The organism is Methylobacterium sp. E-016 (assembly GCF_022829745.1).
Classification (GTDB): domain Bacteria; phylum Pseudomonadota; class Alphaproteobacteria; order Rhizobiales; family Beijerinckiaceae; genus Methylobacterium.
In genome coordinates this window covers 34112-60911 of sequence record NZ_JAKSYF010000184.1, presented here as the reverse complement: position 1 = coordinate 60911, position 26800 = coordinate 34112, and the positions used below count along the sequence as shown (strand labels likewise).

25 protein-coding genes are annotated in these 26800 nt (G+C 70.0%); 11 read left to right on the top strand and 14 right to left on the bottom strand.

Features of this window, described 5'->3' with window-relative positions:
* Window positions 1-66: 66 nt before the first annotated feature.
* From MKK68_RS26770 to MKK68_RS26760, 3 genes are all read right to left on the bottom strand, one after another.
* Entirely contained in the window at window positions 67-915 is an 849-nt protein-coding gene (locus MKK68_RS26770; RefSeq protein ID WP_147860288.1) for an ABC transporter permease, read from the bottom strand.
* A gap of 86 nt (window positions 916-1001) precedes the next feature.
* A complete protein-coding gene (locus MKK68_RS26765) occupies window positions 1002-1976 on the bottom strand; it encodes an ABC transporter permease (protein WP_243947904.1) in 975 nt (324 codons plus the stop codon).
* A 253-nt stretch (window positions 1977-2229) separates the two neighbouring features.
* Window positions 2230-3891 carry an ABC transporter substrate-binding protein gene (locus tag MKK68_RS26760; RefSeq protein ID WP_243938199.1) on the bottom strand — a complete coding sequence of 554 codons (1662 nt, stop codon included), beginning with the start codon at window positions 3889-3891 and terminating at the stop codon, window positions 2230-2232.
* Between the two features lie 313 nt (window positions 3892-4204).
* Between MKK68_RS26760 and MKK68_RS26755 the strand changes: the two genes are divergently transcribed.
* A complete protein-coding gene (locus MKK68_RS26755) occupies window positions 4205-4459 on the top strand; it encodes a hypothetical protein (protein ID WP_147729101.1) in 255 nt (84 codons plus the stop codon).
* Between the two features lie 72 nt (window positions 4460-4531).
* Here MKK68_RS26755 and MKK68_RS26750 read toward each other — a convergent pair whose 3' ends face one another.
* Entirely contained in the window at window positions 4532-4855 is a 324-nt protein-coding gene (locus MKK68_RS26750) for a hypothetical protein (RefSeq protein WP_147863032.1), read from the bottom strand.
* 251 nt (window positions 4856-5106) lie between these two features.
* On the opposite strand from MKK68_RS26750, the gene MKK68_RS29620 reads away from it, so the two are divergent.
* From MKK68_RS29620 to MKK68_RS26725, 5 genes are all read left to right on the top strand, one after another.
* Entirely contained in the window at window positions 5107-5733 is a 627-nt protein-coding gene (locus MKK68_RS29620; protein ID WP_279605524.1) for a CatB-related O-acetyltransferase, read from the top strand.
* A gap of 102 nt (window positions 5734-5835) precedes the next feature.
* On the top strand, window positions 5836-7002 hold the full coding sequence (gene argE, locus MKK68_RS26740) for an acetylornithine deacetylase (protein WP_147729223.1): 1167 nt from the start codon (window positions 5836-5838) through the stop codon (window positions 7000-7002).
* Between the two features lie 271 nt (window positions 7003-7273).
* Entirely contained in the window at window positions 7274-8320 is a 1047-nt protein-coding gene (locus MKK68_RS26735; protein WP_243938205.1) for an aldo/keto reductase, read from the top strand.
* A 146-nt stretch (window positions 8321-8466) separates the two neighbouring features.
* Window positions 8467-8940: an SRPBCC family protein gene (locus MKK68_RS26730; RefSeq protein WP_147729221.1), complete on the top strand. Its 474-nt coding sequence runs from the start codon at window positions 8467-8469 to the stop codon at window positions 8938-8940.
* Between the two features lie 278 nt (window positions 8941-9218).
* The gene (locus MKK68_RS26725; RefSeq protein ID WP_147860202.1) at window positions 9219-9548 is read left to right on the top strand and encodes a hypothetical protein; all 330 of its coding nucleotides are present in this window, start codon (window positions 9219-9221) and stop codon (window positions 9546-9548) included.
* A gap of 138 nt (window positions 9549-9686) precedes the next feature.
* Here the strand turns inward: MKK68_RS26725 and MKK68_RS26720 are convergent, their stop codons facing one another.
* From MKK68_RS26720 to MKK68_RS26695, 6 genes are all read right to left on the bottom strand, one after another.
* Window positions 9687-9962 (bottom strand): hypothetical protein, encoded by a 276-nt coding sequence (locus tag MKK68_RS26720; RefSeq protein ID WP_147860201.1) that lies wholly within the window; start codon window positions 9960-9962, stop codon window positions 9687-9689.
* 167 nt (window positions 9963-10129) lie between these two features.
* Complete coding sequence (fdhE, locus tag MKK68_RS26715; protein WP_147860200.1) at window positions 10130-11152, bottom strand: formate dehydrogenase accessory protein FdhE; 1023 nt, start codon at window positions 11150-11152, stop codon at window positions 10130-10132.
* 4 nt (window positions 11153-11156) lie between these two features.
* Window positions 11157-11876: a formate dehydrogenase subunit gamma gene (locus MKK68_RS26710; RefSeq protein ID WP_147728351.1), complete on the bottom strand. Its 720-nt coding sequence runs from the start codon at window positions 11874-11876 to the stop codon at window positions 11157-11159.
* Between the two features lie 183 nt (window positions 11877-12059).
* Window positions 12060-12995, bottom strand: coding sequence for a formate dehydrogenase subunit beta (fdxH, locus tag MKK68_RS26705; RefSeq protein ID WP_147728352.1), 936 nt, complete (start codon window positions 12993-12995; stop codon window positions 12060-12062).
* 15 nt (window positions 12996-13010) lie between these two features.
* Window positions 13011-16091 (bottom strand): formate dehydrogenase-N subunit alpha, encoded by a 3081-nt coding sequence (gene fdnG / locus MKK68_RS26700; RefSeq protein ID WP_244033458.1) that lies wholly within the window; start codon window positions 16089-16091, stop codon window positions 13011-13013.
* 202 nt (window positions 16092-16293) lie between these two features.
* On the bottom strand, window positions 16294-16635 hold the full coding sequence (locus tag MKK68_RS26695) for a hypothetical protein (protein ID WP_147860203.1): 342 nt from the start codon (window positions 16633-16635) through the stop codon (window positions 16294-16296).
* 171 nt (window positions 16636-16806) lie between these two features.
* On the opposite strand from MKK68_RS26695, the gene MKK68_RS26690 reads away from it, so the two are divergent.
* On the top strand, window positions 16807-16986 hold the full coding sequence (locus MKK68_RS26690; protein ID WP_147843913.1) for a NepR family anti-sigma factor: 180 nt from the start codon (window positions 16807-16809) through the stop codon (window positions 16984-16986).
* Window positions 16987-17244: 258 nt separating this feature from the next.
* Here the strand turns inward: MKK68_RS26690 and MKK68_RS26685 are convergent, their stop codons facing one another.
* Genes MKK68_RS26685 through MKK68_RS26675 form a run of 3 tightly spaced genes read right to left on the bottom strand, consistent with a single transcriptional unit; the run spans window position 17245 to window position 20417 of the window.
* Window positions 17245-19800, bottom strand: coding sequence for a CheR family methyltransferase (locus MKK68_RS26685; RefSeq protein WP_147843914.1), 2556 nt, complete (start codon window positions 19798-19800; stop codon window positions 17245-17247).
* Between the two features lie 38 nt (window positions 19801-19838).
* Window positions 19839-20093, bottom strand: a complete 255-nt coding sequence (locus tag MKK68_RS26680) for a hypothetical protein (protein WP_243933075.1) — start codon at window positions 20091-20093, stop codon at window positions 19839-19841.
* A 30-nt stretch (window positions 20094-20123) separates the two neighbouring features.
* Window positions 20124-20417: a hypothetical protein gene (locus MKK68_RS26675; protein WP_147843915.1), complete on the bottom strand. Its 294-nt coding sequence runs from the start codon at window positions 20415-20417 to the stop codon at window positions 20124-20126.
* Window positions 20418-21008: 591 nt separating this feature from the next.
* Here MKK68_RS26675 and MKK68_RS26670 point away from each other — a divergent pair.
* The 3 genes from MKK68_RS26670 (at window position 21009) to MKK68_RS26660 (ending at window position 24658) form a co-directional block, all read left to right on the top strand.
* The gene (locus MKK68_RS26670; RefSeq protein ID WP_244033457.1) at window positions 21009-23171 is read left to right on the top strand and encodes a molybdopterin-dependent oxidoreductase; all 2163 of its coding nucleotides are present in this window, start codon (window positions 21009-21011) and stop codon (window positions 23169-23171) included.
* Window positions 23172-23325: 154 nt separating this feature from the next.
* Window positions 23326-23988, top strand: coding sequence for a response regulator (locus tag MKK68_RS26665; protein WP_147860465.1), 663 nt, complete (start codon window positions 23326-23328; stop codon window positions 23986-23988).
* Window positions 23989-24277: 289 nt separating this feature from the next.
* Window positions 24278-24658: a hypothetical protein gene (locus MKK68_RS26660; RefSeq protein WP_244033456.1), complete on the top strand. Its 381-nt coding sequence runs from the start codon at window positions 24278-24280 to the stop codon at window positions 24656-24658.
* 67 nt (window positions 24659-24725) lie between these two features.
* On the opposite strand, the gene MKK68_RS26655 is transcribed toward MKK68_RS26660, so the two are convergent.
* Window positions 24726-25349 (bottom strand): ribonuclease D, encoded by a 624-nt coding sequence (locus MKK68_RS26655; protein WP_147730061.1) that lies wholly within the window; start codon window positions 25347-25349, stop codon window positions 24726-24728.
* Between the two features lie 349 nt (window positions 25350-25698).
* On the opposite strand from MKK68_RS26655, the gene MKK68_RS26650 reads away from it, so the two are divergent.
* On the top strand, window positions 25699-26754 hold the full coding sequence (locus MKK68_RS26650) for a dsDNA nuclease domain-containing protein (RefSeq protein ID WP_244033455.1): 1056 nt from the start codon (window positions 25699-25701) through the stop codon (window positions 26752-26754).
* Window positions 26755-26800 lie beyond the last annotated feature (46 nt).

Genomic DNA, 26800 nt, shown 5'->3' with positions numbered 1-26800 from the left:
TCCCTCCCCCGCAGAGGGGGGAGGGAAGGCGCATGCTTCGCCCGCGCGGCAAGTTTCCCGAACCGCTCAATCCGAAAACCTCGGGTTCAGCACGTCGCGCAGCCGGTCGCCGACGAGGTTGATCGCGACGATGACCGCCACCAGCGCCAGGCCGGGGAAGGTCGAGATCCAGTACTTGCCCGAGAGCAGGTAGTCGTAGCCGTTCTTGATCAGCAGCCCGAGGGAGGGCTCGGTCACCGGCACGCCGACGCCGAGGAAGGACAAGGTCGCCTCGAGCGCGATGGCGTGCGCCACCTGCATCGTCGCCACCACGATCACCGGGGCCGAGCAGTTCGGCAGCAGGTGGCGGAAGATCAGGCTGCGGCGCGGCAGCGCGAGCGCGCGGGCGGCCTCCATGTACTCGCGCCGGCGCTCGACCAGGGCGGTCGCCCGGATGGCGCGGGCGTAGTAGGCCCATTGCACGGCGATCAGGGCGATCACCACCTTGTCCACGCCGCGGCCGAAGGCGGCGAGCAGCACCAGCGCGATCAGGATCGCCGGGAACGAGAGCTGCAGGTCGGCGAGCCGCATCAGCACGGCATCGACCCGGCCGCCGGCGTTGGCCGCGAGCACGCCGATCGTGGAGCCGAGCGTCGCCGCGACCAGGGTCGCCGAGAGGCTGACGACGAGGGAGACGCGCAGGCCGTAGAGGATGGCCGAGAGCATGTCGCGCCCCTGCGCGTCGGTGCCGAGCGCGTACAGCATCCCGGAGACGCTGCGGCTGCCGGGGGGCAGGGTGCCGTCCATCACGTCGAGGTTGGCGAGGTCGTAGGGGTCTTGCGGCGCGATCCAGGGGGCGAGGCAGGCGGCGAGGACCGTCAGCACCAGGGCCGCCAAGCCGAGCGCCGCGCCGGGGCTGCGGAGGAACGCGCGCACGTGCGCCCGCCAGACCGGCTCGGCCGCGGCGGCGACCGGCCGCGCGGCGGGCGGCCCGCCGGCCGCGGGGAGCGTCTCGCCCGTGCTCACGCGGCCTCCGACAGGCGGACCCGCGGGTCGAGGGCGGCGTAGATCAGGTCGACGATCAGGTTGATGACCACGAACAGGCACACGGTCAGCATCAGGTAGGCGACGATGACCGGGCGATCGAGCCGGTTGATCGAGTCGATCAGGAGCTTGCCGATGCCGGGCCAGGCGAACACCGTCTCGGTGACGACGGCGAAGGCGATCATCGAGCCGAGCTCGAGGCCGATCACGGTGACCACCGGAAGCAGGATGTTCTTCAGGACGTGCACGCCGACGATGCGGGCCGGCGACAGCCCCTTGGCGCGGGCGAAGCGCACGTAGTCCTGCAGCATCGCCTCGCGGGTGCCGGCGCGCGCCAGCCGGATCACCACCGCGAGCTTGAACAGCGCCAGGTTCACCGCCGGCAGCACGAGGTGGCGCAGGCCGTCGAGCGTCAGGAGCCCGGTCTCGATGCCGAGCACGTTGACGGTCTCGCCGCGGCCGCCGGCCGGAAACCAGCCGAGCGTCACGGCGAAGACCAGCACCAGCATCAGGCCCTGCCAGAAGTTCGGCAGCGAGAACGCCAGGATCGAGCCGGTCATGATCGTTCGGCCGGTGCCCGAGCTCGGCTTGAGGCCGGCCCAGAGCCCGAGCGGCAGGCCGACCGCGACCGCGAGCACCAGGGCGGTGAGCGCCAGCTCCAGCGTCGCCGGCAGGCGCTGCAGGATCACCGACAGGGCGGGCTCGTTGTAGACGAACGAGCGCCCGAGATCCCCGTGCAGCGCGCGCCAGGCGAAGGTGCCGAACTGCACCGGCAGCGACCGGTCGAGCCCGAGCCGGGCACCGATGGCGGCGCGCTCGTCCGGCGTCGCGTCGGGCGCGGCCAGCATGTCGATCGGATCGGCGATGGCGTAGACGCCGACGAACACCAGCGTCGCCATCGCCGCGACGGTGACGAGCGCCTGGCCGAAGCGCTGGATCAGGTAGGTCAGCATGCAGGTACGCCGCCGAACGGGGCGCGGGTCCCCTCTCCCCGCACGCGGGGAGAGGCCCGGCTGCACCCCGTCGTGCAGCCGGGAAGCGCAGGCGAAGCCGGAGCGATGGTGAGGGGACGCGAACCAACGAGGCTCCGCCGTCGAAGCCCCCTCACCGTCGGCTGCCGCCTCGCCGCGCCGACGACGCGGTCCTCGCGGCCCTCTCCCCGCGTGCGGGGAGAGGGGATGCCCGGCGCCCGGAAATCCCGATCCCTCACTTCACCACCGCGACGTCCATCGCCAGCGTGTACTGGTCGATCCGCGGCGTGTAGCGCAGGCCCTTCACCGTGGCCCAGGGGGTGACCTCGAAGTGGAGCGGGATCAGCGGGTAGTCCGCCATGGCGAGCGCGGAGGCCCGGCGCAGCAGGGCGGAGCGCTCATTCTCGTCGAAGGTGCGCATCGCCTCGATGGTGAGGCGGTCGACCTCGCGGTTGCAGTAGCGGCCGCGGTTGGTGAAGCCGCGGCCGGATTCGGGATCGAAGCACAGCAGCAGCGAATTCAGCGAGTTCGACATCTCGCCGGAATCGGCGCCCCAGCCGGCGAGGTAGGCCGAGAACGAGAAGGTGTTGCGCCGGGTGAAGAAGGTCGACGCGGTCGCGGCGTCGAGGCTCGTCTTCACGCCGATCCGGCTCCACATCTGGGCCACCGCCTGCGCGATCTTCTCGTCGTTGATGTAGCGGTCGTTCGGCGTGCCGAGCGTGATCTCGAAGCCGTTCGGGTAGCCGGCCTGGGCCAGGAGGTCCTTAGCCGCCTTCGGATCGTAGGCGACGACGGGGAAGTCCTTGGTCGTGCCGGCCAGCGGGAACGGCAGCAGCTCGCCCGCGCCCTGCGCCACCCCGCCCATCACCCGCTCGACGACGGCCTTGCGGTCGATCGCCTTGGACAAAGCCTCGCGCACGCGCCGGTCGAGCAGCGGGTTCTTGTCCGGCGGCGCAGCCTTGTCGGTGCCGCGGATCGTCGGCGTCTTCCAGCCCGGGCCGTCGAACTGGTCGAGGTGGATGTAGATGATGCGGTTCGACAGGCCCTTGGCGACGGTGAAGCCCGCCGCCTCGATCCGCGGCAGGTCCTGGATCGCCGGGTTCTCGATCAGGTCCGCGTCGCCGGCGAGCAGCGCCGCCACCCGCGGGCCGGTGGAGACGATCGGCTTCATCGTCACCGTGTCGAAGGCGGGCGCCGCGCCCCAGTAGGTCGGGTTCCGGGCCAGCACGACCTGGGTGCCGCGCACGTATTCCTTGAGCGCGTAGGGGCCGGTGCCGACGGCGACCTTGGGGTTGCCGAAATCGGTGGATTTCGGCGGCGTGCCCATGCCGGCGCACCCGCCCTTGGCGAAGGTGACCGGGCCGGGCGCGCCCGAGGCCTTGGCGCTGAGCATGCCGAGCGCGGTGATGTTGGTCGGCAGCAGCGGCAGCGGCTCGGCGGTCCTGATCACCACGGTCAGCGGATCGGGCGCGGTGACGCTCTCGAACGGCCGGACGAAGGTGGCGAAGGAGGAGGGCGAGTTCTCCACCAGCGGGATGCGGCAGAAGGTGTAGATCACGTCGTTGGCGGTGAACGGCGTGCCGTCCGAGAAGGTGACGTTCGGGCGCAGCCTGAACGTCCAGGTATGCGCGTCGTCGGCCGTCCAGGCGAGCGCCAGCGCGGGCAGCACCGTCATCGCGGGGTCGGTGGTGACCAGGCCCTCGAAGATGTGGCGCCGCAGCGCGTTGTTGGGGCCGAGGTTGTGGAAATGCGGGTCGATCGACGTGGCTTCCGCGGCGAGGCCGATGCGCAGGTCGCGCGCCGCGGCGCCCAGCGGCCCGCCCGCGGATGCCAGCGCCCATCCGCACAGGACGGCGCGCGACAGGGTCCGGCACGGACGGCGGCGCGTCTCGATCATCGACGGTTCCGTGTAGAAGGAGCGGGCACGCAAGGGTGGCGCATCGACGGCGCGAGAGCATTTTCGAGCGAGGCGGCGTCCGCCTCGCGTGAAGACAATGCGATCCCGCACCCTGGATAGAGCCTGTTTCGTGATCCATCGATCACGGGACAGGCTCTAGCGTCAATCGTGCCAATCCTCGGGTCGGAGCGTTTTCAGGCGGGGCGGATGCCGTCTCGCGTGTGACGATGCGACCCCACAAGACGTGCGACCCGGTTTCGCGATCCGAGGATCATGGGCCAGGCTCGCGCCACACCGGTCAAGGACACGCGCAATGGGTATGAAGACGACGTTCGTGGTCCAGACCTTCGTGGTCAAGCGCAAGCGCCTGGTGCCCGGCGACCGCGAGGTGGCGCCGACCGAGAGCGGGGCGCTGAAGAAGGCGGAAGCCATGTCCGGGCGGATGCCCGGCACCGCGGCGCTGAAGGTGGTGGCCGACGACGAGACCGGCGAGCTGGAAAGCGCGACGATCCTGGCGAGCTTCGGCGAGGTGCCCGAGGACTTCGCGGAGAGCCTGCAGGGCGGCTGAATGACGCCGGAAACGCGAAAGGCGGAGCGGGCCGCCCGGCCCGCTCCGCCTCCATCAGGGTCCGCGCGGCCTTCAGCGGCCGCTGGGCGCCGCGCCGCTGCCGGTGGTGCCGTTGCCGCTGCCGCTGCCGGCGGGCGAGCCCGCGGTGCTGGTCGAGGGGCCGCCGCTGGCGCCGGGGGGCGGCGCACCGGCGCCCGGGGCCATGGTGCCCGAGCCGCCCATGGTGCCCGAACCGCTCATGGTGCCGCCGGTCGATCCCGCCGTGCCCGCGCCGCTGCCCGAATTCACGGTGCCGCCCGCGCTGGGCCCGGCGCCCGGGCTGCCGGTCTGGGCGAAGGCGGTGCCGCCGAGCGGCAGGATCAGGCAGGTGGCGAGCGCGAGAATCTTGTACGACATCAAGTTTCCTCCTGGTTTCTATACGGGAGCAACGGTGTCGCGGCCGGCTTGTTCAATATCGATCGCTGCAGCCGCAGGTTCGGGCCGCCCCCGGGCGGCCTCGCACGGCGGCCCTGATCGCCCCTTCCATCCTCCCCCGTGCCGCCCGGCGCTTTGACACGGGGGAAGGCATCGCGGACACGGTAGAAAGGCATCGCAGGCACGGGAAAGGCATGGCGCGACCCGCCGGCGCCGACGGGGAGCCCCGCCGCATGATCGAGCCCAAACCGGTCTTCGACGACCTCACCGCCTTCCACCTCGCCCGCGGCATCGCGCGCTGGGGCTGGACCGTGGGGGCGCACAGCTACGGCAATCCGCGGGTGCTGGAGCCGGAATCGGCCCGGCTCCACATCGGCCGGTTCTGCTCGATCGGGCCGAACGTCACCATCGCGCTCGGCAACCACCGCACCGACCTCGTCACCACCTACCCGTTCAAGGCGCTCGCCGCCTTCTGGCCGAACGCGGCGGCCGGCGCGCACGACCACGCCACCCGCGGCGACGTCGTCCTCGGCGACGAGGTCTGGCTCGGGGCCAACGGCACGATCCTGTCGGGCGTCACCATCGGCAGCGGCGCCGTGGTCGGCGCGGGCGCGGTGGTGCGCCGCGACGTGCCGCCCTACGCCGTCGTCACCGGAAACCCGGCGACCGTCCTGCGCTACCGCTTCGATCCGGAGACCATCGCGCGCCTGCTGGAGGTGTGCTGGTGGGCCTGGGACGACGCCCGAATCGCGGACCACCTGCCGCTGATCCTCGGCGCCGACATCGCGGCGTTCCTGGCGCGGGCCGAGGCCGCGCCGAAGCGCCCGCGCCGGCCGCGAAAGCCGAAACCCGCCGGATGAGCGCCGGCCGGCGCGCGAGCCGCGCCGTTGCGCGCGGGGGCCGGTTCTCGCTATCCCTCCCGGCACCACCCCCGGCCGCCGCAGCCCGGCACGAAGGACCGAATGCAAGCCGCACCGACGCCCACGGACATCCTCGCCACGCTGGTGGCGTTCGACACCACCAGCGCGCTGACGAACCTGCCGCTGGTCGACTGGGTCCAGGATTTCGCGGGCTCGCACGGCGCCGCGGTCGAGCGGGTGATGGACGAGACGGGGGAGAAGGCCGCCCTGTGGATCACGGTCGGGCCGGCCGGCGTGCCGGGCTACGTGCTCTCCGGGCACAGCGACGTGGTGCCGGTGGCCGGCCAGGACTGGAGCCACGACCCGTTCCGGCTGACCGAGGCCGACGGCCGGCTCTACGGGCGCGGCACCTCGGACATGAAGGGGTTCGTCGCCGTCTGCCTCGCGCTCCTGCCGGAGATGGCGGCGGCGCCCCTCGTCCGGCCGCTCCACCTGGCCCTGTCCTACGACGAGGAGGTCGGCTGCCTCGGCGTGCGCCCGCTGATCGCGCGGATGCGGGCGATGGGCCTCGCGCCGCTGGGATGCTTCGTCGGCGAACCGACCGGGATGGCGGTCGTCACCGGGCACAAGGGCAAGCACGCCGCCCGCGTCACCTTCCGCGGCAAGGCCTGCCACTCGGCGCTGGCGCCGGCCGGCGTCAACGCGGTCGAGTACGCCGCGCGCTTCATCCTCCACGTCAGGCAGATGGCCGACGCGCTGGCGGCGTCCGGCGCGCGCGATCCGCTCTACGACGTGCCCCACACCACCGGGCTCAGCAGCGTCGTCCACGGCGGCACCGCCCTCAACATCGTGCCGGACCGCTGCAGCGTCGACTTCGAGTTCCGGGCCATCGGCGCGGACGATGCCGGTGCGCTGGCCCGGCGCGCGATCGCCTTCGCAACCGAGACCCTCGCCGCGGAGATGGCCGCGCGCGATCCCGCCTGCGGCGTCGCGGTCGCCCCGCTGATCGATTATCCCGGCCTCGAGACCGCGGCCGATTCCGCGCTGGTGACGCTGGCCAAGCGGCTCGCCGGCCGCAACGGCCACGCCAAGGTCTCGTTCGGCACCGAGGGCGGGCTGTTCCAGGCGCTCGGCGACGTGCCGGCGGTGGTGGTCGGCCCGGGCTCGATCGCCCGCGCCCACAAGGCCGACGAATTCATCACGCGCGCCGAGCTCGACGCCTGCGCCGCCTTCGTGCGCCGGCTGATCGCGGAGAGCTGCGCCGGGTGAAGGGCCGCTCAGGCGGCGCAGGACGCGCGCCTGGGTCGATCCGGCGATCGACGCGGCGTCGGGCGGCCCTATCTGTCCGACCGAAGCATTCGATCGCGCATCCTTCCCGCCGTCATTCCGGGGCGCCGCAGGCGAGCCCGGAATCCAGATCCGCCGACGGAGCAAGCCGGGTCACACCCGGCTGCTCTGGATTCCGGGCTCTGCTTCGCAGCTCCGGAATGACGTTCGGGGGACGGTCGGCGAAAGGATGCGCTCTCCGACAGGAAACCCCATGCGCCAGAACAAGCTCGGCCGGACCGGCCTCTTCGTCTCGGAACTCTGCCTCGGCACGATGACCTTCGGCGGCGGGGAAGGGATGTGGCGGCAGATCGGTGCGCTCGACCAGGCGGAGGCCGAACGCCTCGTCGGCCGCGCGATCGATGCCGGGATCAATGTCGTCGACACCGCCGACGTCTACGCCGAGGGCCTGTCCGAGCAGATCACCGGCCAGGCGTTGAAGGCCCTCAAGGTGCCGCGCGAGAACGTGGTCGTCGCGACCAAGGCCTACGGCCCGACGGGGCCGGGCGCGAACAGCCGCGGGGCCTCGCGGGTGCATCTGCTCGACGCGGTGAAGGCCAGCCTGAAGCGGCTGCAGCTCGACCACATCGACCTCTACCAGATCCACGGCTTCGACCCGGCGACCCCGATCGAGGAGACGGTGCGGGCGCTCGACATCCTCGTCCAGCACGGCCACGTCCGCTACGTCGGCGTCTCGAACTGGGCGGCCTGGCAGATCGTGAAGGCGCTCGGCATCTCCGAGCGCGAGGGGCTGGCCCGCTTCGAGAGCCTGCAGGCCTACTACACGCTGGCCGGCCGCGACCTCGAGCGCGAGATCGTACCGATGCTCCGGAGCGAGCGCCTCGGCCTGATGGTCTGGAGCCCGCTCGCCGGCGGCCTGCTCTCGGGCAAGTATTCCGGCGACGCCGCCGGCGAGGGCCGGCGCGCCGCCTTCGACTTCCCGCCGGTCGAGCGCGGCCGCGCCGAATCCTGCATCGACGCGATGCGGCCGATGGCGGCCGCCCGCAACGTCTCGATCGCGCAGATCGCGCTGGCGTGGCTGCTGCACCGGCGCGTGGTGTCGAGCGTCATCGTCGGCGCCAAGCGCCTCGACCAGCTCGACGACAACATCGCCGCAACGCAGATCGAGCTGAGCGAACCCGAGCTCGACGCCCTCGACGCGGTCAGCGTGCTGCCGCGCGAATACCCGGGCTGGATGTTCGAGACGCAGGGCGCGCGCGCCAAGCAGCTGGCCGAGGCCGGGCGCAGGAATGCGCGCTAGCGAGAACCGACGGGTGCCGGCCGGCGATCTCCGCATCCCGGCCGCCATTGCCACGGCGGGGGTCGAGGCCTAGCTCGTGCGGGCCCCCTGAGAGGGCCGGCGCCGGGAATACCGGCGCGCGCCGCCTATCGTCGGAGACGCCCATCATGATCCGGACCCTCGCTCTGCCCGTCCTCGCGCTCGTCGCCGGCACGGTGCCGGGCTACGCCATCGACGTCGCCAAGACCGCCACGGTCGCCGCCCCGCCCGCCAAGGTCTGGCAGGCCATCGGCGACTTCTGCGGCATCGGCGACTGGCACCCGGCGGTGGAGAAGTGCGCGCTGTCCGAGAAGGACGGCATGAAGGTCCGCACCCTCTCGCTCAAGGGCGGCGGCACCCTCGTCGAGGAGCAGGTCTCCCGCGACGACAAGGTGATGAGCTACACCTACACGATCCTGTCCGGCCCGCTGCCGGTCTCCGACTACAAGTCGACGCTCTCGGTGGCGCCGGACGGCACCGGCTCGAAGCTGAGCTGGACCGGGACCTTCAACGCCAAGGGCGCCCCGGACACCGTCGCCACCGACGCGATCTCCGGCATCTACGAGTCGGGCCTGAAGGCCATCGCCGACAAGGCGAAGTAGGCCGGTTCGGTCGACGAACGAGCTGTTCCCTCCCCCCTCTGCGGGGGAGGGTGGCGGGCGAAGCGGGTCGGGAGAGGGGAACGACCTCTCCGGACAACGCGCTCCCCTCTCCCGACCCTCGCTGACGCGAGGCCCACCCTCCCCCGCAGAGGGGGGAGGGAAACCGCGAACGGCGTTCGCGGATCGAGCACCACAATCGAAGCCTACGATTGACCGCCCGGCGGCGCGGGCTCAAAAACCGTCCGGCGCAAGCTGCGCCGTGTCAGGGAAAGCCGCCCGTGCCGACCAAGATTTCCGGATTCTCGCTCGCCGCCCTCCTCGCCGCCGCCGCGCTCGGCGGGTGCCAGCAGAAGGCCGCGGCGCCCGCCGTCGCCGTCGCGGCGGCGCCGGCCCCCGTGGTGCTGCCGCAGGGCTCCGGCTGCGGCCCGGCGATCGGCCGGACCCAGGCCGTGGTCGACAGCGACGTCGCCACCGGCAACCTCAACAAGCCGGTCGGCGACCGGTTCAGCGCGGACCTCGCCCATGCCTCGGCAGCCTGCGCCGCCGGCCGCGACGGCGAGGCGCTGCACCTGCTCGCCGCCGCCAAGAGCCGCTACGGCTACCCGTAGGCCTCGTCCGGCGCGATGGTCCGGCGCGCGGCCGGGCCGATCGCACATCGCCCGACAGCAGGACGGCGCACCGCTCGCGGATGCGCCGTCCTGCGTTTCAGACCTGCCGCGGGCTCCGATCGAGCCCGCAACGTCCGCTCAGCGGCCGCCGCCGCTGCCGGTCGAGCCGATGCGCGAGGGCTGGCCCTCGTTGCCGGAGGCGGCCGAGTCGGTGGCGATGCCGTCGGCGGCGCGGCCGGTCGGCGAGTAGGTGGCGGCGCCTTCCTCGCCGGTCGAGTTGGTCTGGCGCGTGACCACGCCCGGCGCGCCCGGCGGCACGACGACGGTGGTGCCGGTCGGCGTCTCGATGACCTGGGCGACGGCGGGGGCGGCGACGCCGAGCGCGAGGGCGGCGGCGAGGGTGAGCTTGATCATGGGGGTGGGGCCTGGACGAGGGGACGGCGCATCGAGCGCCTGAGCCCGGACAACGTCGATTGCGCGCAATCGGTCCATGCGCGCGCGCGATGGACGTTATGACGCCGCCCGGTGCGGAAGGGGGAAACCGCGCCGCCGGCGCCTCGCCTCCGGCGGCGGAGCGGCGCTCAGGTCACGAAGAGCGGGTTCAACCCGGCCTTGTGGAAGCCGTCCTCGGCGATCTTCAGGTCGAGGCCGTAGGAGGCGACGTCGTCCGCGACGGGGTCGAGCGCCGGGTCGCGGTGCTGGTGCAGGTGCTTGATGTAGCTGTGGCAGGTGCCGCAGGTTTCGACCTGGATGTCCTTCGAGAGCTCGTCGAGGCTCTGGTAGGTGATCGCCTCGCCCGAGCCGCAGGCGGTGCAGCGGATGCGGACGTGATTCCACTGGCTGCCGCAGAGCGAGCAGGCGAGGTAGCGCGCCTTGTCGGCCGGGGTCCAGGCGACGATCAGGCTCGCCACGGGAGCGCCGCCGCAGGCCGGGCAGACGCCGTCGGCCACCGGCTTCAGCGCCGACCGGTCGAGGCGGGCGGCGGCCTCCGACAGGCAGAGCTGGAGCGCGGCCGCGACGAACACGCATTCGGCCATGCGCTCGACCGGGAACGCGCCCTCGAACACCTGCACGCCGAGATCGAGGCGATCCTCCGGCGATGCGGATCGCAGCGCCGCCGCCGCGTCGTGGGCGGCCTGCGGCGCCGGCCCGAGGTCGAGGGCGGCGAGCAGCCCGTCCAGGCAGGCCAGGAAGGCGCCGGGCGCCTCCAGGCTGTGGCGCGAGAGCGGCGGCATGCCGTGCTCGAGCCGCAGGGCGCGGTCGGCATTCGGCTCGGTCTCGGGCTGCGGCACCTGTCCGGCGCGGGCGGCCTGAACCGAGGCCTGCGCCGTGGCGATGCGGGCGAGCAGGTCGAGGTAGCCGCCCATCGGATGGTCGGGGGCGAGGCGCTGCAGCCGCAGGGCGCGGTTCGCGAACAGGTCGGCCGGGACGGGGAGCTGGACGAAGGGCACCGAGCCGGCGATGCCGATCCGGTCCGGATCGGGCTGCAGCTCGTGCAGCTTCTGGCGTTTCGGGGTTTTACCGGCGGTGTCGGCGGGATCTTGCGCGGCGGGATCTTGCCCCGCGGGCTCGGCCGCGGGGGTGCGCTTGAAGAAACGGGCCAAGGCGTCAGTGCCCGCGCTTGTCGGTGGAGCCGCGCTGGCGCTTGCCGCCGGCGATCTGCCGGAACCACTTGCGGTGGTGGCGATAGGCCCAGCCGCCGGTGACGGTGCCGCGCACCATCGCCCGGCCGGTGCCGCGCACCCAGATGCCGGCGTAGATGTGCACGACGATGATCGCGATGGCGACGACCGCGGCGAGCGAGTGCGCCAGCAGCGCCCAGCGCTTCGTCTCGATGACGGTGTACTGGTAGAAGTACTGGTCCCAGATCACCAGCCCGGTGACGAACATGATCCCGATCAGCGCGGTCTGGCCCCAGAACACGCCCTTCTGGCCGGCATTATACTTGCCGAGCTCGGGCAGCCGGTCCTCGCGGTTGGTGACCACGTCGCCGATCTTCATCGACCAGGCGACGTCGTCCTTGTTGGGGATGTTGAGCTTCCAGAAGCGCAGGAACAGCAGCGCGAAGCTGACCGCCAGCGCCACGCCGAACCACGGGTGGATCGCCCGCGTCGCCTGGCCCCCGCCGAAGATGCCGGTGAGCGAGAACAGGTACGGCGTGAACATCGCCAGGCCGGAGAGGGTCAGCAGGGTGAACAGGATCGCGGTGATCCAGTGGTTGACGCGCTGCAGGCCGGTGTAGCGGGGAACGTAGAGGATCTCCGGCGCCTCGTGCACCTCGCGCAAGGGGCGGGCATCGCCGTCTCGGATGTCGGTGTGAACGGTCATCGGGTCTGCTTCTCTCGACCTGGAGCATCGTCCACGATCTCCCGATCGCGGACAAGGCTCGCGCTTATCGTAGGGCCGCGTCGTCCTCGCGCGCCGGGATCCACCGCGCGCGATCGATGCGCCCGTGGCCCCGAACGGGAGCCGGAAGGCCGGCGCACCTTCGGCGCCGGCCTCCCGTGACCGTCAGTGCGGCCGGGCCTCGCCGCTCTCGGCGTCGCGGCGCTTCTCGTGGTCGTACTCGATCGCCTCTTCCTCCTCCTCGGCGACGACCTCGTTCGGCCCCGCCGTGACGTAGTGGAAGAACCCGGCGACCGCCGCGAAGCCCATCGCGGCGAGCCCGAACACCTTGGCGCCGCCCTTCCAGAAGGCGACCAGCGGCGAGATCTTCGGGTCGAGCGGCAGGCCGGCATAGAGCTGCGGCTTGTCGGCGTGGTGGAGCACGTACATCACGTGCGTGCCGCCGACGCCGGCCGGGTCGTACAGGCCGGCATGCTCGAAGCCGCGCGACTTGAGGTCCTCGACCCGGTCGTGCGCCTGCTCGATCATCGCGGCCTTGGTGCCGAACATGATCGAGCCGGTCGGGCACGCCTTGGCGCAGGCGGGCGCCTGGCCGACGGCGACCCGGTCCGAGCACAGCGTGCACTTGTACGCCTTGTGGTCCTTCTCGGAGATGCGCGGGATGTTGAACGGGCAGCCCTTCACGCAGTAGCCGCAGCCGATGCAGTTCTCCTCGATGAAGTCGACGATGCCGTTGGAGTACTGCACGATCGCGCCGGGGGACGGGCACGCCTTCAGGCAGCCCGGATCGGTGCAGTGCATGCAGCCGTCCTTGCGGATCAGCCATTCGAGGTTGTTGGTCGCCTCGTTCTCGTACTCGGTGAACCGCATCAGGGTCCACGTCTTGGGCGTGAGGTCGTGCGGGTTGTCGTAGACGCCGACGTTGACGCCGACGTCGTCGCGCAGGTCGTTCCACTCCTCGCAGGCCGACTGGCAGGCCTTGCAGCCGATGCACTTCGACACGTCGATGAGCTTGGCGACCTCCATGTGCGAGCGGATGGCCGGCGGCGTCTCCGTGGAGGCGGAGCGCTGCCGGATGTCGAGGGAGCTGTAATCGGCCATGGTCTGATGCTCCCCTTACGCGACGGCGTCAGCAGGAGGCGTCGTCGCCTCGATGTTGACGAGCCACGCCTTGAACTCGGGCGTCTCGGTGTTGGCGTCGCCGACCACCGGGGTGAGCGAGTTCGGGTGCCATCCTTTCTTCGTCTGGCCCATGAAGCCCCAATGCTGCGGGATGCCGACCACGTGGACGGCCTTCCCGTCGCACATCAGCGGCTTGATGCGCTTGGTGACGACCGCCTTGGCCTTGAGCGAGCCGCGCTTGGACCAGACCCGGACCCAGCCGCCCTTGACGATGCCCTTCTCCTTCGCAAGCTGCTCGGAGATCTCGACGAAGGCCTCCGGCTGGAGGATCGCGTTGATCCGGGCGTGCTTGGTCCAGCCGTGGAAGTGCTCGGTCAGCCGGTAGCTCGTCGCCGCGTAGGGGAACTCCTCCGAGGTGCCGAGATCGGCCAGGTCGTCCTTGAAGATCCGCGACGCCGGGTTGCCCTTCACCCGCGGGAACGGGATGTTGGCCATCGGCGACTCGAACGGCTCGTAGTGCGTCGGGAACGGCCCGTCGCGCATCAGGCCGCGGGTCCACAGGCGGGCGACGCCCTCCTGGTTGAGGATGAACGGGCCGACGCCCTTATCGGGGGCGACGGTGACGCCGTAATCCGGCACGTCGAAGCCGACCCACTGCTTGCCGTTCCACTCGATGAGCTTCTTCTTCTCCGACCACGGCTTCCCTTCCGGGTCGCACGAGGCGCGGTTGTAGAGCACGCGGCGGTTGGCCGGCCAGGCGAAGGCCCAGTTCGGCGCGATGCCGCGGTCGCCGGGATCGGTGTTGTCCCGGCGGGCCATGGTGTTGCCCTTCTCCGTGTAGCAGCCCGAGTAGACCCAGCAGCCGCAGGCCGTGGTGCCGTCGTCCTTGAGCTGGGCGAAGCCGTCGACCTGACGCCCGGCCGGCAGGGTCTGCCCGTCGAGGCCCGGCGTCGGGGCGAGCGTGTAGCCGTTCAGCTCGCGCGCGAGCTCGACCGGGGTCGGCTCGTGGGCGATCGCGTAGTTCCAGGTCAGGTTGAGCATCGCGTCCGGGAAGGCGCCGCCCTCCTTCTGGTACATCTCCTTCATGCGCAGGAAGATGCCCGCCATGATGTCGATGTCGGGCTTGCACTCGCCCGGCGCGTCCTGGGCCTGCCAGTGCCATTGCAGCCAGCGGCTGGAGTTGGAGAGCGAGCCCTCCTCCTCGGCGAACAGCGTCGTCGGCAGCTCGAACACCTCGGTCTGGATCGAGGCGGTGTCGACGTCGTTGTACTCGCCGTGGTTCTCCCAGAACCGCGCGGTCTCGGTCTTGAGCGGATCCATCACCACGATGAACTTCATCTTGGAGAAGGCTTCCGTCATCTTGGCGCGATTGGGGAACGACAGCAGGGGGTTGAAGCCCTGGATGATGTACCCGGTCATCTTGCCTTGCTTCGCCAGCTCGAAGCCGCGCAGCACGTCGTAGGTCGGCACGTCGAGCTTGGGCAGGTAGTCGTAGGCCCAGTCGTTCTCCTTGGTCGCCTTCTCGCCCCACATCGCCTTCTGGAACGAGACGAAGAACTTGTTGTAGTTCGACCAGTAGCTGGTCTGGCCCGGGCGCAGCGGCTTGAACTGCCGCTTCTCGGCGTAGGACTGGTAGGTCGGCTCCTTCTCGATCGGGATGTTCAGGTAGCCGGGGATGAGGTTCGACATCAGCCCGATGTCGGTCAGCCCCTGGATGTTGGAGTGGCCGCGCAGCGCCTGCATGCCGCCGCCCAGCATCCCGATGTTGCCGAGCAGGGTCTGCACGATGCACATCGAGCGGATGTTCTGCGAGCCCTTCGAGTGGTGGGTCCAGCCGAGCGCGTAGAGCGAGGCCATCGTCCGGTCGGGCGTCGAGGTCGTGGCGATGAGCTCGCAGACCTTGAGGAAGGTCTCCTGCGGCGAGCCGCAGATCCGCGACACCATCTCGGGCGTGTAGAGCGCGACGTGCTTCTTCAGGAGTTGCATGACGCAGCGCGGGTGCTGCATCGTCTCGTCGACGACCGCGTAGCCGTCCGGACCGATCTCGTAGTCCCAGGTCGACTTGTCGTAGTCGCGCTTCTCCGGATCGTAGCCGGAGAACAGCCCGTCCTGGAAGTCGTAGCCCTCGCGCACGACATAGCCGGCGTTGGAATACGCCGCGACGTAGCGGTGCTGCAGCTTGTCGTTGTCGAGCAGGTACTTGGCCACGCCCGACAGGAACGCGATGTCGGTCCCCTGGCGGATCGGGCAGTACAGGTCGGCCACCGACGCGGTGCGCGTGAAGCGCGGGTCGACGACGATCAGCTTGGCGTTGTTGTGGGCCTTGGCCTCGACCACCCACTTGAAGCCGCAGGGATGCGCCTCAGCGGCATTGCCGCCCATGACGGTGATGACGTCCGCGTGCTTGATGTCCATCCAGAGGTTGGTCATCGCACCGCGGCCGAAGGAGGGCGCCAGACTGGCGACCGATGGGCCGTGTCAAACCCTGGCCTGGTTGTCGAAGACCAGGGCCCCCATGCTTCGGACCGTCTTGTAGGTCAGCCACGCGGTCTCGTTGGAGGTCGCGGAGGCGCCGAGGAAGCCCATCGTGGTCCAGCGGTTGACCGTGAGGTCGCCGTTCCTGGCCACGAAGTTCTTGTCGCGGTCCTCCTTCATCAGCCGGGCGATCCGCTCGAAGGCGAATTCCCAGGAGACGCGCTTGAACTCCTTCGCGCCGGCCTCGCGGTGCAGCGGGTACTTCGTCCGGGTCTCGGCCTGGATGAAGTCGAGCAGCGCCGAGCCCTTCGGGCAGAGCGTGCCGCGGTTGATCGGGTGATCGGGATCGCCCTCGACGTGCATCACCGCCGAGCGGGCGTTCTTCGACTTGTCGCCGAGGCTGTAGAGGATGATGCCGCAGGCGACCGAGCAGTAGGGGCAGGTGTTGCGGGTCTCGCGCATCTGCGCGAGCTTGAAGGGGCGCACCGCCGCCGCCATCGCCGGCTCGAGGCCGCCGAAGCCGAGGGCGCCGAGCGAGCCGCCCGCGAGGGTGACGGCGCCACCCTTCAGCAGGCCGCGGCGAGAGACCTGAATCGTCATCCGTCCATCCCGATCAGAACTGGAGTTATTCCAGCATGCATCCCAGGATTGGCGCGCCGAGGCAAGTGCGGTTCCGTGACACAGATCGTCGGTCTGTCGCCGTCGGGGCCGCCACGATTTGCCGGCCCGATCCATCCCGCGGCGGCTGCAATATTTTGCCGGGCCCGAGCCCGGCCGAAGCAAGACTTGGTTTAAGGACGTCTTACTTGGACGGCGAGGCGGGGTTCTGACCCGAGGGGCCCGGGGTGCGGTGATCGAGCGGCGCCTGCGGCTCGGTGCCGGAGGAGGACCCGGTCGAGGCGCCCGGCACGTCGCGGTTGCGGTTCTCGGCCGTCGCGTTGCCGCCGGGATTGGGCGCGTCCTTGGCCGCCGATTCCTCCCGCGGCACGGGGGCCTGGCTCCAGCCGTCGTTGGCGCTGCGGGACTTGTCGCCCATCGCGTCGACGCCCTTGATCTCGCCGGGCTTGGTCTGGGCGTGCCCGGGGGTGCAGGCGAGCGCGATCGCCAGGGCGGCGGCGGCGGAGATGAGGCGGGGGAGGAGCACGCGCGGGGTCCGGGGTTCTGGATCGGGGAATCGACGGGATCTCAACCGGCCAACAATCCCCCGCCGCGCACGGTTCCGATTCCGCGACATCTGCGGCCTGCCGGTGACGAGGCCTTAACCAAGCTTTGCCATTCTGCCGGGATGTCGGAATGGCGTGAGGGTCCGGTGGTCATGGCGAAGCCGCAGACGTCCCGGCCGGGCGAGACGCCCCAGACCCAGCCGCCGCTGAACCCGAGCGTGCGCCGCCACCTCGGCCAAAACCTGCGCAACCTCTACGCCGACACCCTCTCCGCCCCGGTGAGCGAGCGCCTCGAAGCGCTGATCGCGCAGCTGGACCGCCCGAAGGACTGAGGAAGACTCGGCGCAAGGGTCTTCGCTCTGCGACTCGGTTTCCGGGGGTCGCCTGGGGGTGGCGAGCGGCCGAAAAGCTGCCGTTCGACCATCGGCCTGGGCCGGCGCCGCGATCCGCGCGCTCATGGGCCGGAAGGCGCCATGCTCCGCAAAGCCGTGCCGACGGCCGGTGCCCGCGCACGGGCACCGGTGCGGGCGTCGCCGAGGTCGCGGGCGCGCAGGGCAAGGATCGCGGGCGCGTAGGGACAAGACGGTCGGTCACCCCGGCTCGCGCAGGTTCGTGAAGTTCGCGACGATGCCGGGCGCCCGGCTGCCCTTCCGGGACGAGGCCATCAACCGGACGTGGTAGCGGGCGCCGTCCGCGCCCTCGATCGTCCGTTCGGAGGGCCGGCGCGTCGCCAGCACCGTCGGGATCTCGTCCGATAGCCACGTCAGGGCGATCGGCGCCGAGAAGTTGCGCAGGGACCGGCCGACGTCGCTCGGCTGCAAGCCGAAGATCTGCGCCGCGGCACGGGTGAACATGCGGATGTGGAGATCCGGCGTGAGGAGCACGCTAGCGACGTTCATGCCCTCGAACAGCGTGGCCTGGTCGTCGCTCAGCTGATCGATCGCCTCGATCTTCGACGTCAGCTCGACGTTCATCGTCTGAAGCTCTTCGTTCAGAGACTGCGTCTCCTCCTTCGCGGCCTCGAGCTCCTCGTTGGCGGCCTGCATCTCCTCGTTGACGGAGTACAGCTCCTCGTTCGAGGATTTGAGCTCCTCGAGGGAGGTCTCGTACTCCTCGATCACGGATTGGAGCCGCTCGCGCGTGCTGCTCAGCTCGCGCTCCAGGCCGTGGATCGCCGCGTCCCGATCGTCGGCTTCCAGAGCCTGCCGCCGCTCCTTCTCGACGGGGGCGGCGGCCTCGTCGAACACCACCAGGAACAGCGGCTCCGTCTCGCTCGGCGTGTGGAGCGGCTTGACGACCAGGGTGATCGTCTGCAGGCGCCCGTCCGGAAGCTCGACGCCGATGCTGTCGCGCACGACCCGGGTGTTGCCCTCGATCGCCTCACGCAGGGCCGTCCGGAGATCCAGCCGCAGGCCCTTGCGCGCCATCGCGGCCAGCTCCCGGGTCGGCTGGCCGGGCACGACCTCCAGATGATCGCCGATCCGCGACGAGTAATGCACGGCCTCGCCCGTCCGCGTCACGACCGCGTGGGGGGGCGTGAACTCCGACAGCATCAGCGTCTCGACCGTGTGCCGCAGGGCCGCGTGCGTCTTCACGTTGCGCCGGTGCGGATGGCCGGTCCCCACGAAGACCGCCGTGTCCGGCCCGGACATCGGCGGCAACCGGGCCGGCGGGATCGCGTCCCGCGCCTGGAAGATGCGGTGCCGCTTGTCGATCGTCTCGAACAGGTCCTCGAAGCGCGTCACGTTCTCGGCCATGCCGATGAACAGGTAGCCGCGCGGGCGCAGGGCGTAGTGCAGCACCGGCATCAGCTGCTGCTGGGCATCGACGCCGAGGTAGATCAGCAGGTTTCGGCACGAGACGAGATCGAGGCGCGAGAACGGCGGGTCGCGCAACACGCTGTGCGGGGCGAAGGTGCACAGGTCGCGCACGGCCTTCTTGACCACCGCGCTGTCGCCCTCGACGACGAAGTGCTGCGCGACCCGCTCGGGCGAGACGGCGGACAGGTAGGTCCTCGGGTAGAGGCCGGTCCGGGCGACCGTGAGCGAGCGCTCGTCGATGTCGGTGGCGAAGATCTGCACGCGCGGCGGATCCGCCAGGGTGAGCATGTGCTCGCGCAGGAGGATGGCCAGGGAGTAGACCTCCTCGCCGGTCGAGCAGGCCGGCACCCAGACCCGCACGATCTCGGTCGCCGCGCGCGCATCGAGAAGCTTCGGGATGACGTGGGTGGCGAGCGCCTCGAAGGCGGCGGCGTCGCGGAAGAAGTTCGTCACGCCGATCAGCAGATCCCGGAACAGCGCCCCGACTTCCGCCGGGTCGGCACGCAGCCGCTTGAGGTAGGCGTCCGGCCCGGCCGCCCCGACCACGCCGATGCGCCGCTGCAGGCGGCGCACGAAGGTGTTGGGCTTGTAGCCCGAGAAGTCGTGCCCGACCTGCGAGCGGAGGATGACGAAGATCTCAGCAAGCAGCTCGGCGTCGAGCTCCTGCGCGGCCGGGTCGGCCTGGGCCTCCCGCGCGGCGGTGCTGTGCGCGGCGATCCGGTCGCCCATCCGTTCGGCCGGCTCGCCGAAATCGACGAAGCCGGTGCGCAGCGAGCTGAGCGGCATGTCGGGGGTCTCGGGCCCGAAGCCGTCCAGGGTCTGGGCCAAGGTCAGGCCGCCGTGCTCCTTGATCGCCTTGATGCCGATGGCGCCGTCCCCGTCGCCGCCGGACAGGATCACGCCGACCGCGCGCTCGCCCTGGTCGAGGGCCAGGGCCGTCAGGAAGATGTCGACCGGCTTGGTCTCGCGGACCTTCGGCTCGAGCGGCCTCAACGTCAGCCGGCCGTCCACGATGCCCATGACGAAACCGCCCGGCATGACGTAGATGCGGCCCGGTCGGACCGGCGCGCCGTCGGTGGCGGTCTCGACCTCCAGCGGCGTGAACCGGGCCAGGACGTCCGGGAGCAGGCTCTTGTGGTCCCGGCTGAGATGCGTGACGATGACGAAGGCTGCCCCGAGCGTCTCCGGCACCCCGCGGAAGAAGCCCTGCATCGCTTCGATGCCGCCCGCGGACGCGCCGATGCCGACGATCGGAAAGTGGTCGTGGTCCATCACGATGTTCTGAGCCTTCGGATCGATACAATGCCGTTCGTCGGGTCCCAGCATCCTGCGTTCTCGCCCGATGTCGAGGACGGCCGTGCGGATCAGCTGTCGTGCGTGGCCTCCTGCACGACGTAGGCGAGGCAGCGGGCCCGGGCCTCGGGGCTCTTCAGCCGCACGAACAGCCGCAGCAGCGCCACCACTTCGGGGAGATGATCCAGGCCCGCCACGGCGGTTTCGGTGTCCGGTGCCCGAGCCGGGTCGGCGGTCAGGAAGGTCGCCACCGGAACGCCCAGCGACCGGGCGATGCGGACCAGCGCACCGGGGTCGTCGTCCTGCAGGTCGTCACCGTTCATCATGACCGTCCGCCGATCCCCGCGCCGCGGCGATCAATGCACGGCGATCCCGGCCACGCGCGGTCCCATCACGCCGGCGATGCGACGCCCGACATGATGGAGCACGTGACCGAGGAGCAGGCGGGTCTGGGTGTCGGGGTCGTCTTCCGCGGCCTCGTAGGCCTCGATGAGGGACGCCACCAATTGGTTCGACGGGCCGGGGGCGTCGTCCGTGCAGGATGCGAGAGGCCCCGCAGCGGTCTGCTCCCGGGAGCGTAGGACGAGCGCGCGCGAGGCCTGGAGCGTCCGCCGCGTCTCCTCGGCCATGGCGCGCAGCTCACGGGCCACCTCAAGGCACCGATCTGCTCGTGAGCGGTCTATCATCGGCGCTCCGGTTTCCGTCCCATGCCCGCACATGGACGACTTCCGTGCGGCAGATCGGAAGGTGCACGCAATTTATAGATGTGGCAATCCGACGATTGCGTTCGAGGGCGATCGGGAGGACCGAATGTCAGCATGCAAGGCAGGTCGGCTTTCGCATCCATCGAGCAGACGCAAGTACAAGTCCCGCGTTCCCAAGTCGTCGCTCCATGCGCGGCCCGGAAGCGGACCGTCCGGCCTTGCCATGGGTCGTGCGCGGGCGCGACGGCGACGTCCGCTTCCGGTGGACCTGCGCGCGCGCGTCAGGTCCACCGGGCGCCCTTCATCGGCGGCGGCCTCCCGGAGCCGTACGGCCCGAGCCGACATCGGAACCGTGGCCGGCCGGCACGCGGGCTCGGCCCGGCCGCGACGAAACGGCCGGTGCCAGGGATCGCACCGGATCCGGCCCTTCCGCCCGCCCGGAATTTGGAATGGTTTGCAGTTTCGTGCACCTTAGGCGTGAATCGGGCACGCCATCCGGAACGCCAAGAAGGCCGGACGCCCGACGGTGGAGGAAACATGAACGAAATCGTCAAGCCGGACTCCCTGATCGTCGCGGAGGCCGAGAGCCTGACCGAGACCTTCTTCGGCGGCTGCCCGCACGATTGCCCGGACACCTGCTCGATGCTGTTCGAGGTGAAGGACGGGGAGCTGCTCGGCGTGCGGGGCAACCCGGACCATCCGATGACCCGCGGCGGCCTCTGCGTGAAGCTGAAGGACTACGAGAAGCGCCACTACCATCCCAACCGGCTGCTCTACCCGATGAAGCGCGTCGGCCCGAAGGGCGCGAAGCAGTTCGCGCGCATCACCTGGGACGAGGCGCTCGACACCATCGTCACGCGCTGGAAGGCGATCATCGACCAGCACGGCCCCGAGGCGATCGCGCCCTACAGCTACCTCGGCAACCAGGGCCTCGTGCACGGCTTGAACGGCGGCGACGCCTTCTTCAACCGCATGGGCGCCACCGTGACCGAGCGCACCTTCTGCGGCGAGGGCTCCTGCACCGCGTGGCTGCTCACCGTCGGCCCGACCGCCGGCCTCGACCCGGACAGCTACATCCACTCCAAGTACATCGTGATCTGGGCCTGCAACTCGGTCTCGACGAACCTGCACCACTGGGCCATCGTCAAGGACGCCCAGAAGAAGGGGGCCAAGGTCGTCGTCATCGACACCTACGCCTCGCGCACCGCCAAGGCGGCCGACTGGCACATCGCCCCGAAGCCCGGCACCGACGGCGCGCTCGCCATGGCGCTGATCAACTCGATCATCGCGCAGGGCCTCGTCGACCAGGACTACGTCGACAACCACACGGTCGGCTTCGCGGAGCTGAAGGAGCGGGCCGCGCCCCGCACGCCGGAATGGGCCGCCGCGATCACCGGCGTCCCGGCCGAGGACATCCGCACGCTCGCCCGCGAGATGGCGACCGAGCAGCCGGTCGGCATCCGCATGGGCGTGGCGCTGGAGCGGCATTACGGCGGCGGCCAGACCATCCGCGCCGTCACCTGCATCCCGGCGCTGACCGGCGCGTGGCGTCACGTCGGCGGCGGCGTCACCCAGTTCGGCGTGTGGGAGCATCCCTACAAGTTCGACGTGATGTGCCGGCCCGACCTGATCCCGGAGGGGACCCGCGTCGTGTCGAACCTGCAGATCGGGCGCGCGCTCACCGGCGAGCTGAAGCTCGACCCGCCGATCCTGTCGATGATGTGCTGGAACTCGAACCCCGTCACGCAGGCGCCCGAGACCGACAAGATCGTCGAGGGGCTGATGCGCGAGGACCTGTTCATGGTCTCGGCCGAGCACTTCATCTCCGACACGGCGTCCTACGCCGACATCCTGCTGCCCGCCACGATGGGCGCGGAGATGGAGGACATGATCCTGTCCTGGGGCCACCTCTACCTGACCTACAACACCAAGTGCGCGGACGCGCCCGGCGAGGCGATCCCGAACAACGAGATCTTCCGCCGGCTCGCGGCCCGGCTCGGCTACGCGGAGGAGAACTTCACGTGGTCGGACAGCGAGTGCCTCGAGCACTACGTCGACTGGTCGTCGCCGGCCTGCGAGGGCATCGACCTCGCCTACATGCGCGAGCACGGCTTCGCCCGCCTGAAGGTCGGCACGCCGGACGACCGGGCGCCGCACCGGGAGGGCAACTTCCCGACGCCGACCGGCAAGTGCATGCTGAAGGTGGAGGGCGCCACGAACTTCGTCGCGCCGCCGTTCCGGCAGATGTACGAGGGCTTCCAGCCCGGCGAGGCGCTCGATCCCCTGCCCGACTACCTCGGCCCGCGGGAATCCCACGCCAACGACCCGGAGCTGGCCAGGCGCTTCCCGCTCAACATCGTCTCGCCCAAGAGCCACTACTTCCTGAACTCCTGCTACGCCAACATGGAGGACAAGCAGAAGGGCCAGGGCGAGCAGTTCGTACTGATCAGCCAGGCCGACGCCGACGCCCGCGGCATTCGCGACGGCGACAAGGTGCAGGTCGCCAACGACCGCGGCGCCTTCAAGGGCGTAGCCCGCATCACCGACGACGTGACGGCCGGCATCGTGGTCGCGACGCTGGGCTACTGGCGCCAGCTCAACGAGGGCACGGTCAACAGCATCTCGTCGGGCGCCTTCAGCGACATGGGCCACGCGCCCTCGTTCTCGGACAACCTCGTCGAGGTCGTTCGGGCGAACTGAGGGCGTCGCCGGCCGTGCGGCCAGCAGGCGCCCCACGGGGCGCGTGCTGCCTGCGGACGGCGCCCCGGGCTTGGCCGGATGCGGCGGATGTGCGAGGCTTCGTCGGCGGTTGCGGGCGGACGCGCGGGGCGGCCGAGCCCCGGAGGGGGAGGCCATGGAACTCCTGATCGTCGACGACCACCCGCTGTTCCGCGAGGCGCTCGCCAGCACGATCGGCCTGTCCGATCCCGACGCGGTGCTGCACGAGGCCGACGGGATCGCGGCGGCCTGCGCGATGCTGGCCGCCCATCGCGGCATCGAGCTGACGCTGCTCGACCTGTCGATGCGGGGGGTGTCGGGCTTCGACGGGCTCGTCACCATCCGCGCCCAGTTTCCGCGCGTGCCGATCCTGGTGGTGTCGGGGCACGAGGATCCGCGCATCATGCGCGAGGCGCTGCACCACGGGGCGGCCGGCTACGTGCCGAAGGCGGTCGACAAGGCGACGCTGACGCGGGCGATCCGGGACGTGCTCGCCGGCGCGCTCGCGATTCCCGAAGGCCTCGCCGAGGCCGGGCCGCCCGCCCGCGGCGCCGCGCGGAAGGCCCCGCTCGCCGAGCGCATCGCCCGGCTCACCCCGCAGCAGATGCGGGTGCTGCTGATGATCCGCCAGGGCAAGCTCAACAAGCAGATCGCCCACGCGCTCCAGGTCGGCGACTCGACCGTGAAGGCCCACGTGTCCGAGATCCTGCGCAAGCTCGAGGTGATCAGCCGGACGCAGATCGTGATCGACACCGCGTCGCTCGACTTCGACCGCCCGCAGGACGGCCATGCCGGCTAAGCGCGCGCGGTCTTCGCACCACACGCGATCTTGAGATCCGGCAGTTTCCTGCCGATCCGAGCGATCTTTGCAGCCTATGATAGCAACGGCCCGGCCCGGCCTTAACATGCGTCAACCGGACCGGCACGATCGACTGGTGCTTCGCCGGCGGAGCCCGGTCCTGTAGGCTCCGGACCCCGGTGCGACCTTTGCGACGACGCTCGGATCGCGCGGCTGATCCGCCGGTTGCCCTGCCGGATCGACGCCCCATCTTCCCCATCGAGGGCGGCGTCAGCGAACAGGATCGACCGTGACCGTTTTTCGAACCATCCGTTTCCGCGGGCTCGCCCTCGCGGGCGCCCTCGCCGTGGCGCTGCCCGCCCTGGTCCACGCGCAGGAGATGCCGCGGATCGACGGCGCCCACAACGCCCTGCTGATCCACGGCAACTTCTGCGGCCCGGGCAACCGCGGGCCGGGGCACCCGCCGGTGGACGCCCTCGACCTCGCCTGCGCCCACCACGACGCCTGCACGCCGGACCGCGCCTCGGGCCGGCTGCCGCACTGCGCCTGCAACGACCGCCTGCGCGAGGAGGCCGGCCTCGTCGCCCACGATCCGCGCACGCCGCAGACCGTCCGCGACACCGCGCAGTTCATCTCCGACGGCGCCGACCTGCTGCCCTGCGACGACTGATCCGGCCCGACGCCGCCTCGGCCCGGCGGCCGCCCCCGCCGGGCCGCCGCCGCGGGCCGGGCGCCGCTCAGGTGTGGGCGAAGATGTCGACCTCGGGCCAGCCGTCGAGGTCGAGCCGGGCGCGGGTCGGCAGGAAGGCGAAGCAGGCCTCGGCGAGATCCGTGCGGTTCTCGCGCGCCAGCATCCGGTCGAGGCGGTCGCGCGCGGCGTGGAGGTGGAGCACGTCGGAGGCGGCGTACTCCACCTGCGCCGGCGTCAGCGTCTCGGCGCCCCAGTCGGAGGATTGCTGCGCCTTCGACAGGTCGACCCCGACGCATTCGCGGACCACGTCCTTGAGCCCGTGCCGGTCGGTGTAGGTGCGCGCGAGCTTCGAGGCGATCTTGGTGCAGTAGACCGGCGCCGGCATCACCCCGAGCGCCCGGTACAGCACCGCGAGGTCGAACCGCGCATAGTGGAAGATCTTCCGCACCCCCGCATCGGCCAGGATGCCCGCCAGCACCGCGGGCACCGGCCCATCGCGAAGGATCTGCACGACGTCGGCCGAGCCGTCGCCCTTCGAGACCTGCACGACGCAGAGCCGGTCGCGATGCGGGTTGAGCCCCAGCGTCTCGGTGTCGACGGCGATCGCCGCCCCCGGCTCATACCCGGCCGGCAGGTCGCCGCGATGCAGGCGGATGGTGTGGCTCGGCATGGTTTTCGGGCTTTTGGGGTGGGGGGTTTTGCGGCGGGTATCACCCTGAGGGGTGGGGGACAAGGTTGGGGGGACGGGGGTTCGACGGGTTTGAACGACGGCTATGAATGGATTTCCTCTAGTCGGATTTTGAGTGTCGAATTCATAAAGCGGAAGTTCGACGCTCGGGAGGATTTAGCCCGATGTCGATTGCCGGCGATTGCGTTCTGACGGCGGAAGCGGACTTTCTGGCGGACACGTTCCGCTAGACACCGCACACGAAAGGCGATCTGCCAAGGTTGCGTTGGGGCTACCTATGCATGATCCTCGCAGGAAGAGGATATGGTCACGGGGGCAAGTCTTGAGCTTGATGGACGATCTCGTCGCCATTCCGCAGCGCGAGAAGGGTGGAAGCATCGCGCTCGAACGGCTTGATTACCAAGCCTCTTGGGCTGTCTCGCTCGTTCTGATGCTACACGAAAAGCTGGATGACTACGCCGTCGCGTTCGAATTTCACGACGACATCGTGGTACTGAACGGCTCGACGCAGCCAACCAAGGCACGATTTTATCAGGTCAAGACGAGAACCTCCGGCAATTGGACTGTAAAGAGGCTTACGCAGCGCTATAAAAAGCGTGATGTAAGCGATAAAATTCCATCAATAATGGCAAAAATGTACGATAACAAGACTAAATTCGGCAACGCGGCTGAGGTTCTAGGCTTCGTTAGCAACCAACCTTGCGAGTTCATTGAGTATACGAAGTGCCCTTGCACCTTCGATGAAGGCGAAGTCGTCAAAACCGACGCGCTCAAGAAAGCGCTGGCGACCGAGGTTCCGACGTTCGCAGCAGGCGACATCAAGCTTTTCGAGTATTATCTATCGGACCTCCCGCTGAGCAGGCCCGGAACTATGCTTCGGGGTCTGATCCTTCAGTTCCTTGAACGCGAACTCGGTATTCCGGACTGCCCGTCATCGGCATTCGTCGTGGTCATTCTCGAACACGCCCGCGAACGGTCCAAGCACATGGGCAGCGTGACGAGCTTCCAGGATTTAATGCGGGCGAAGGCGCTTACGCGTGCTCAGGTCCAGGAGATGCTGGACGAGACCAAACGGCGTCACCAGAGCAGGCCGAAGTGGTCTACCGTCTCGAACGACCTCACAGAGATATCTCCTGTCCGAAAGCGCGATATCAGGCGCGCCTGGGCACGCTACGAGCTTGAGAAGCTCAGCATGGTATCAATTGCTTTCGAGCAATTCTGCACGAACCTTTACGAACATGCGAGCGGTATCGACGATGGCGATCAAACCCTTGCCGGGATCGTTGAATCAAATCTCGGACGCGTCCGCGCGCTCGCCCAGCAGTTCGGCATTTATCAGGACGACGCGTACCTGAGTGCGGCCTTCCTCTACGAGTTCTCATCATGAGCGACGAACGCAGATTTAGATTGCTGGTGAGGAACTTGCGCAAGAA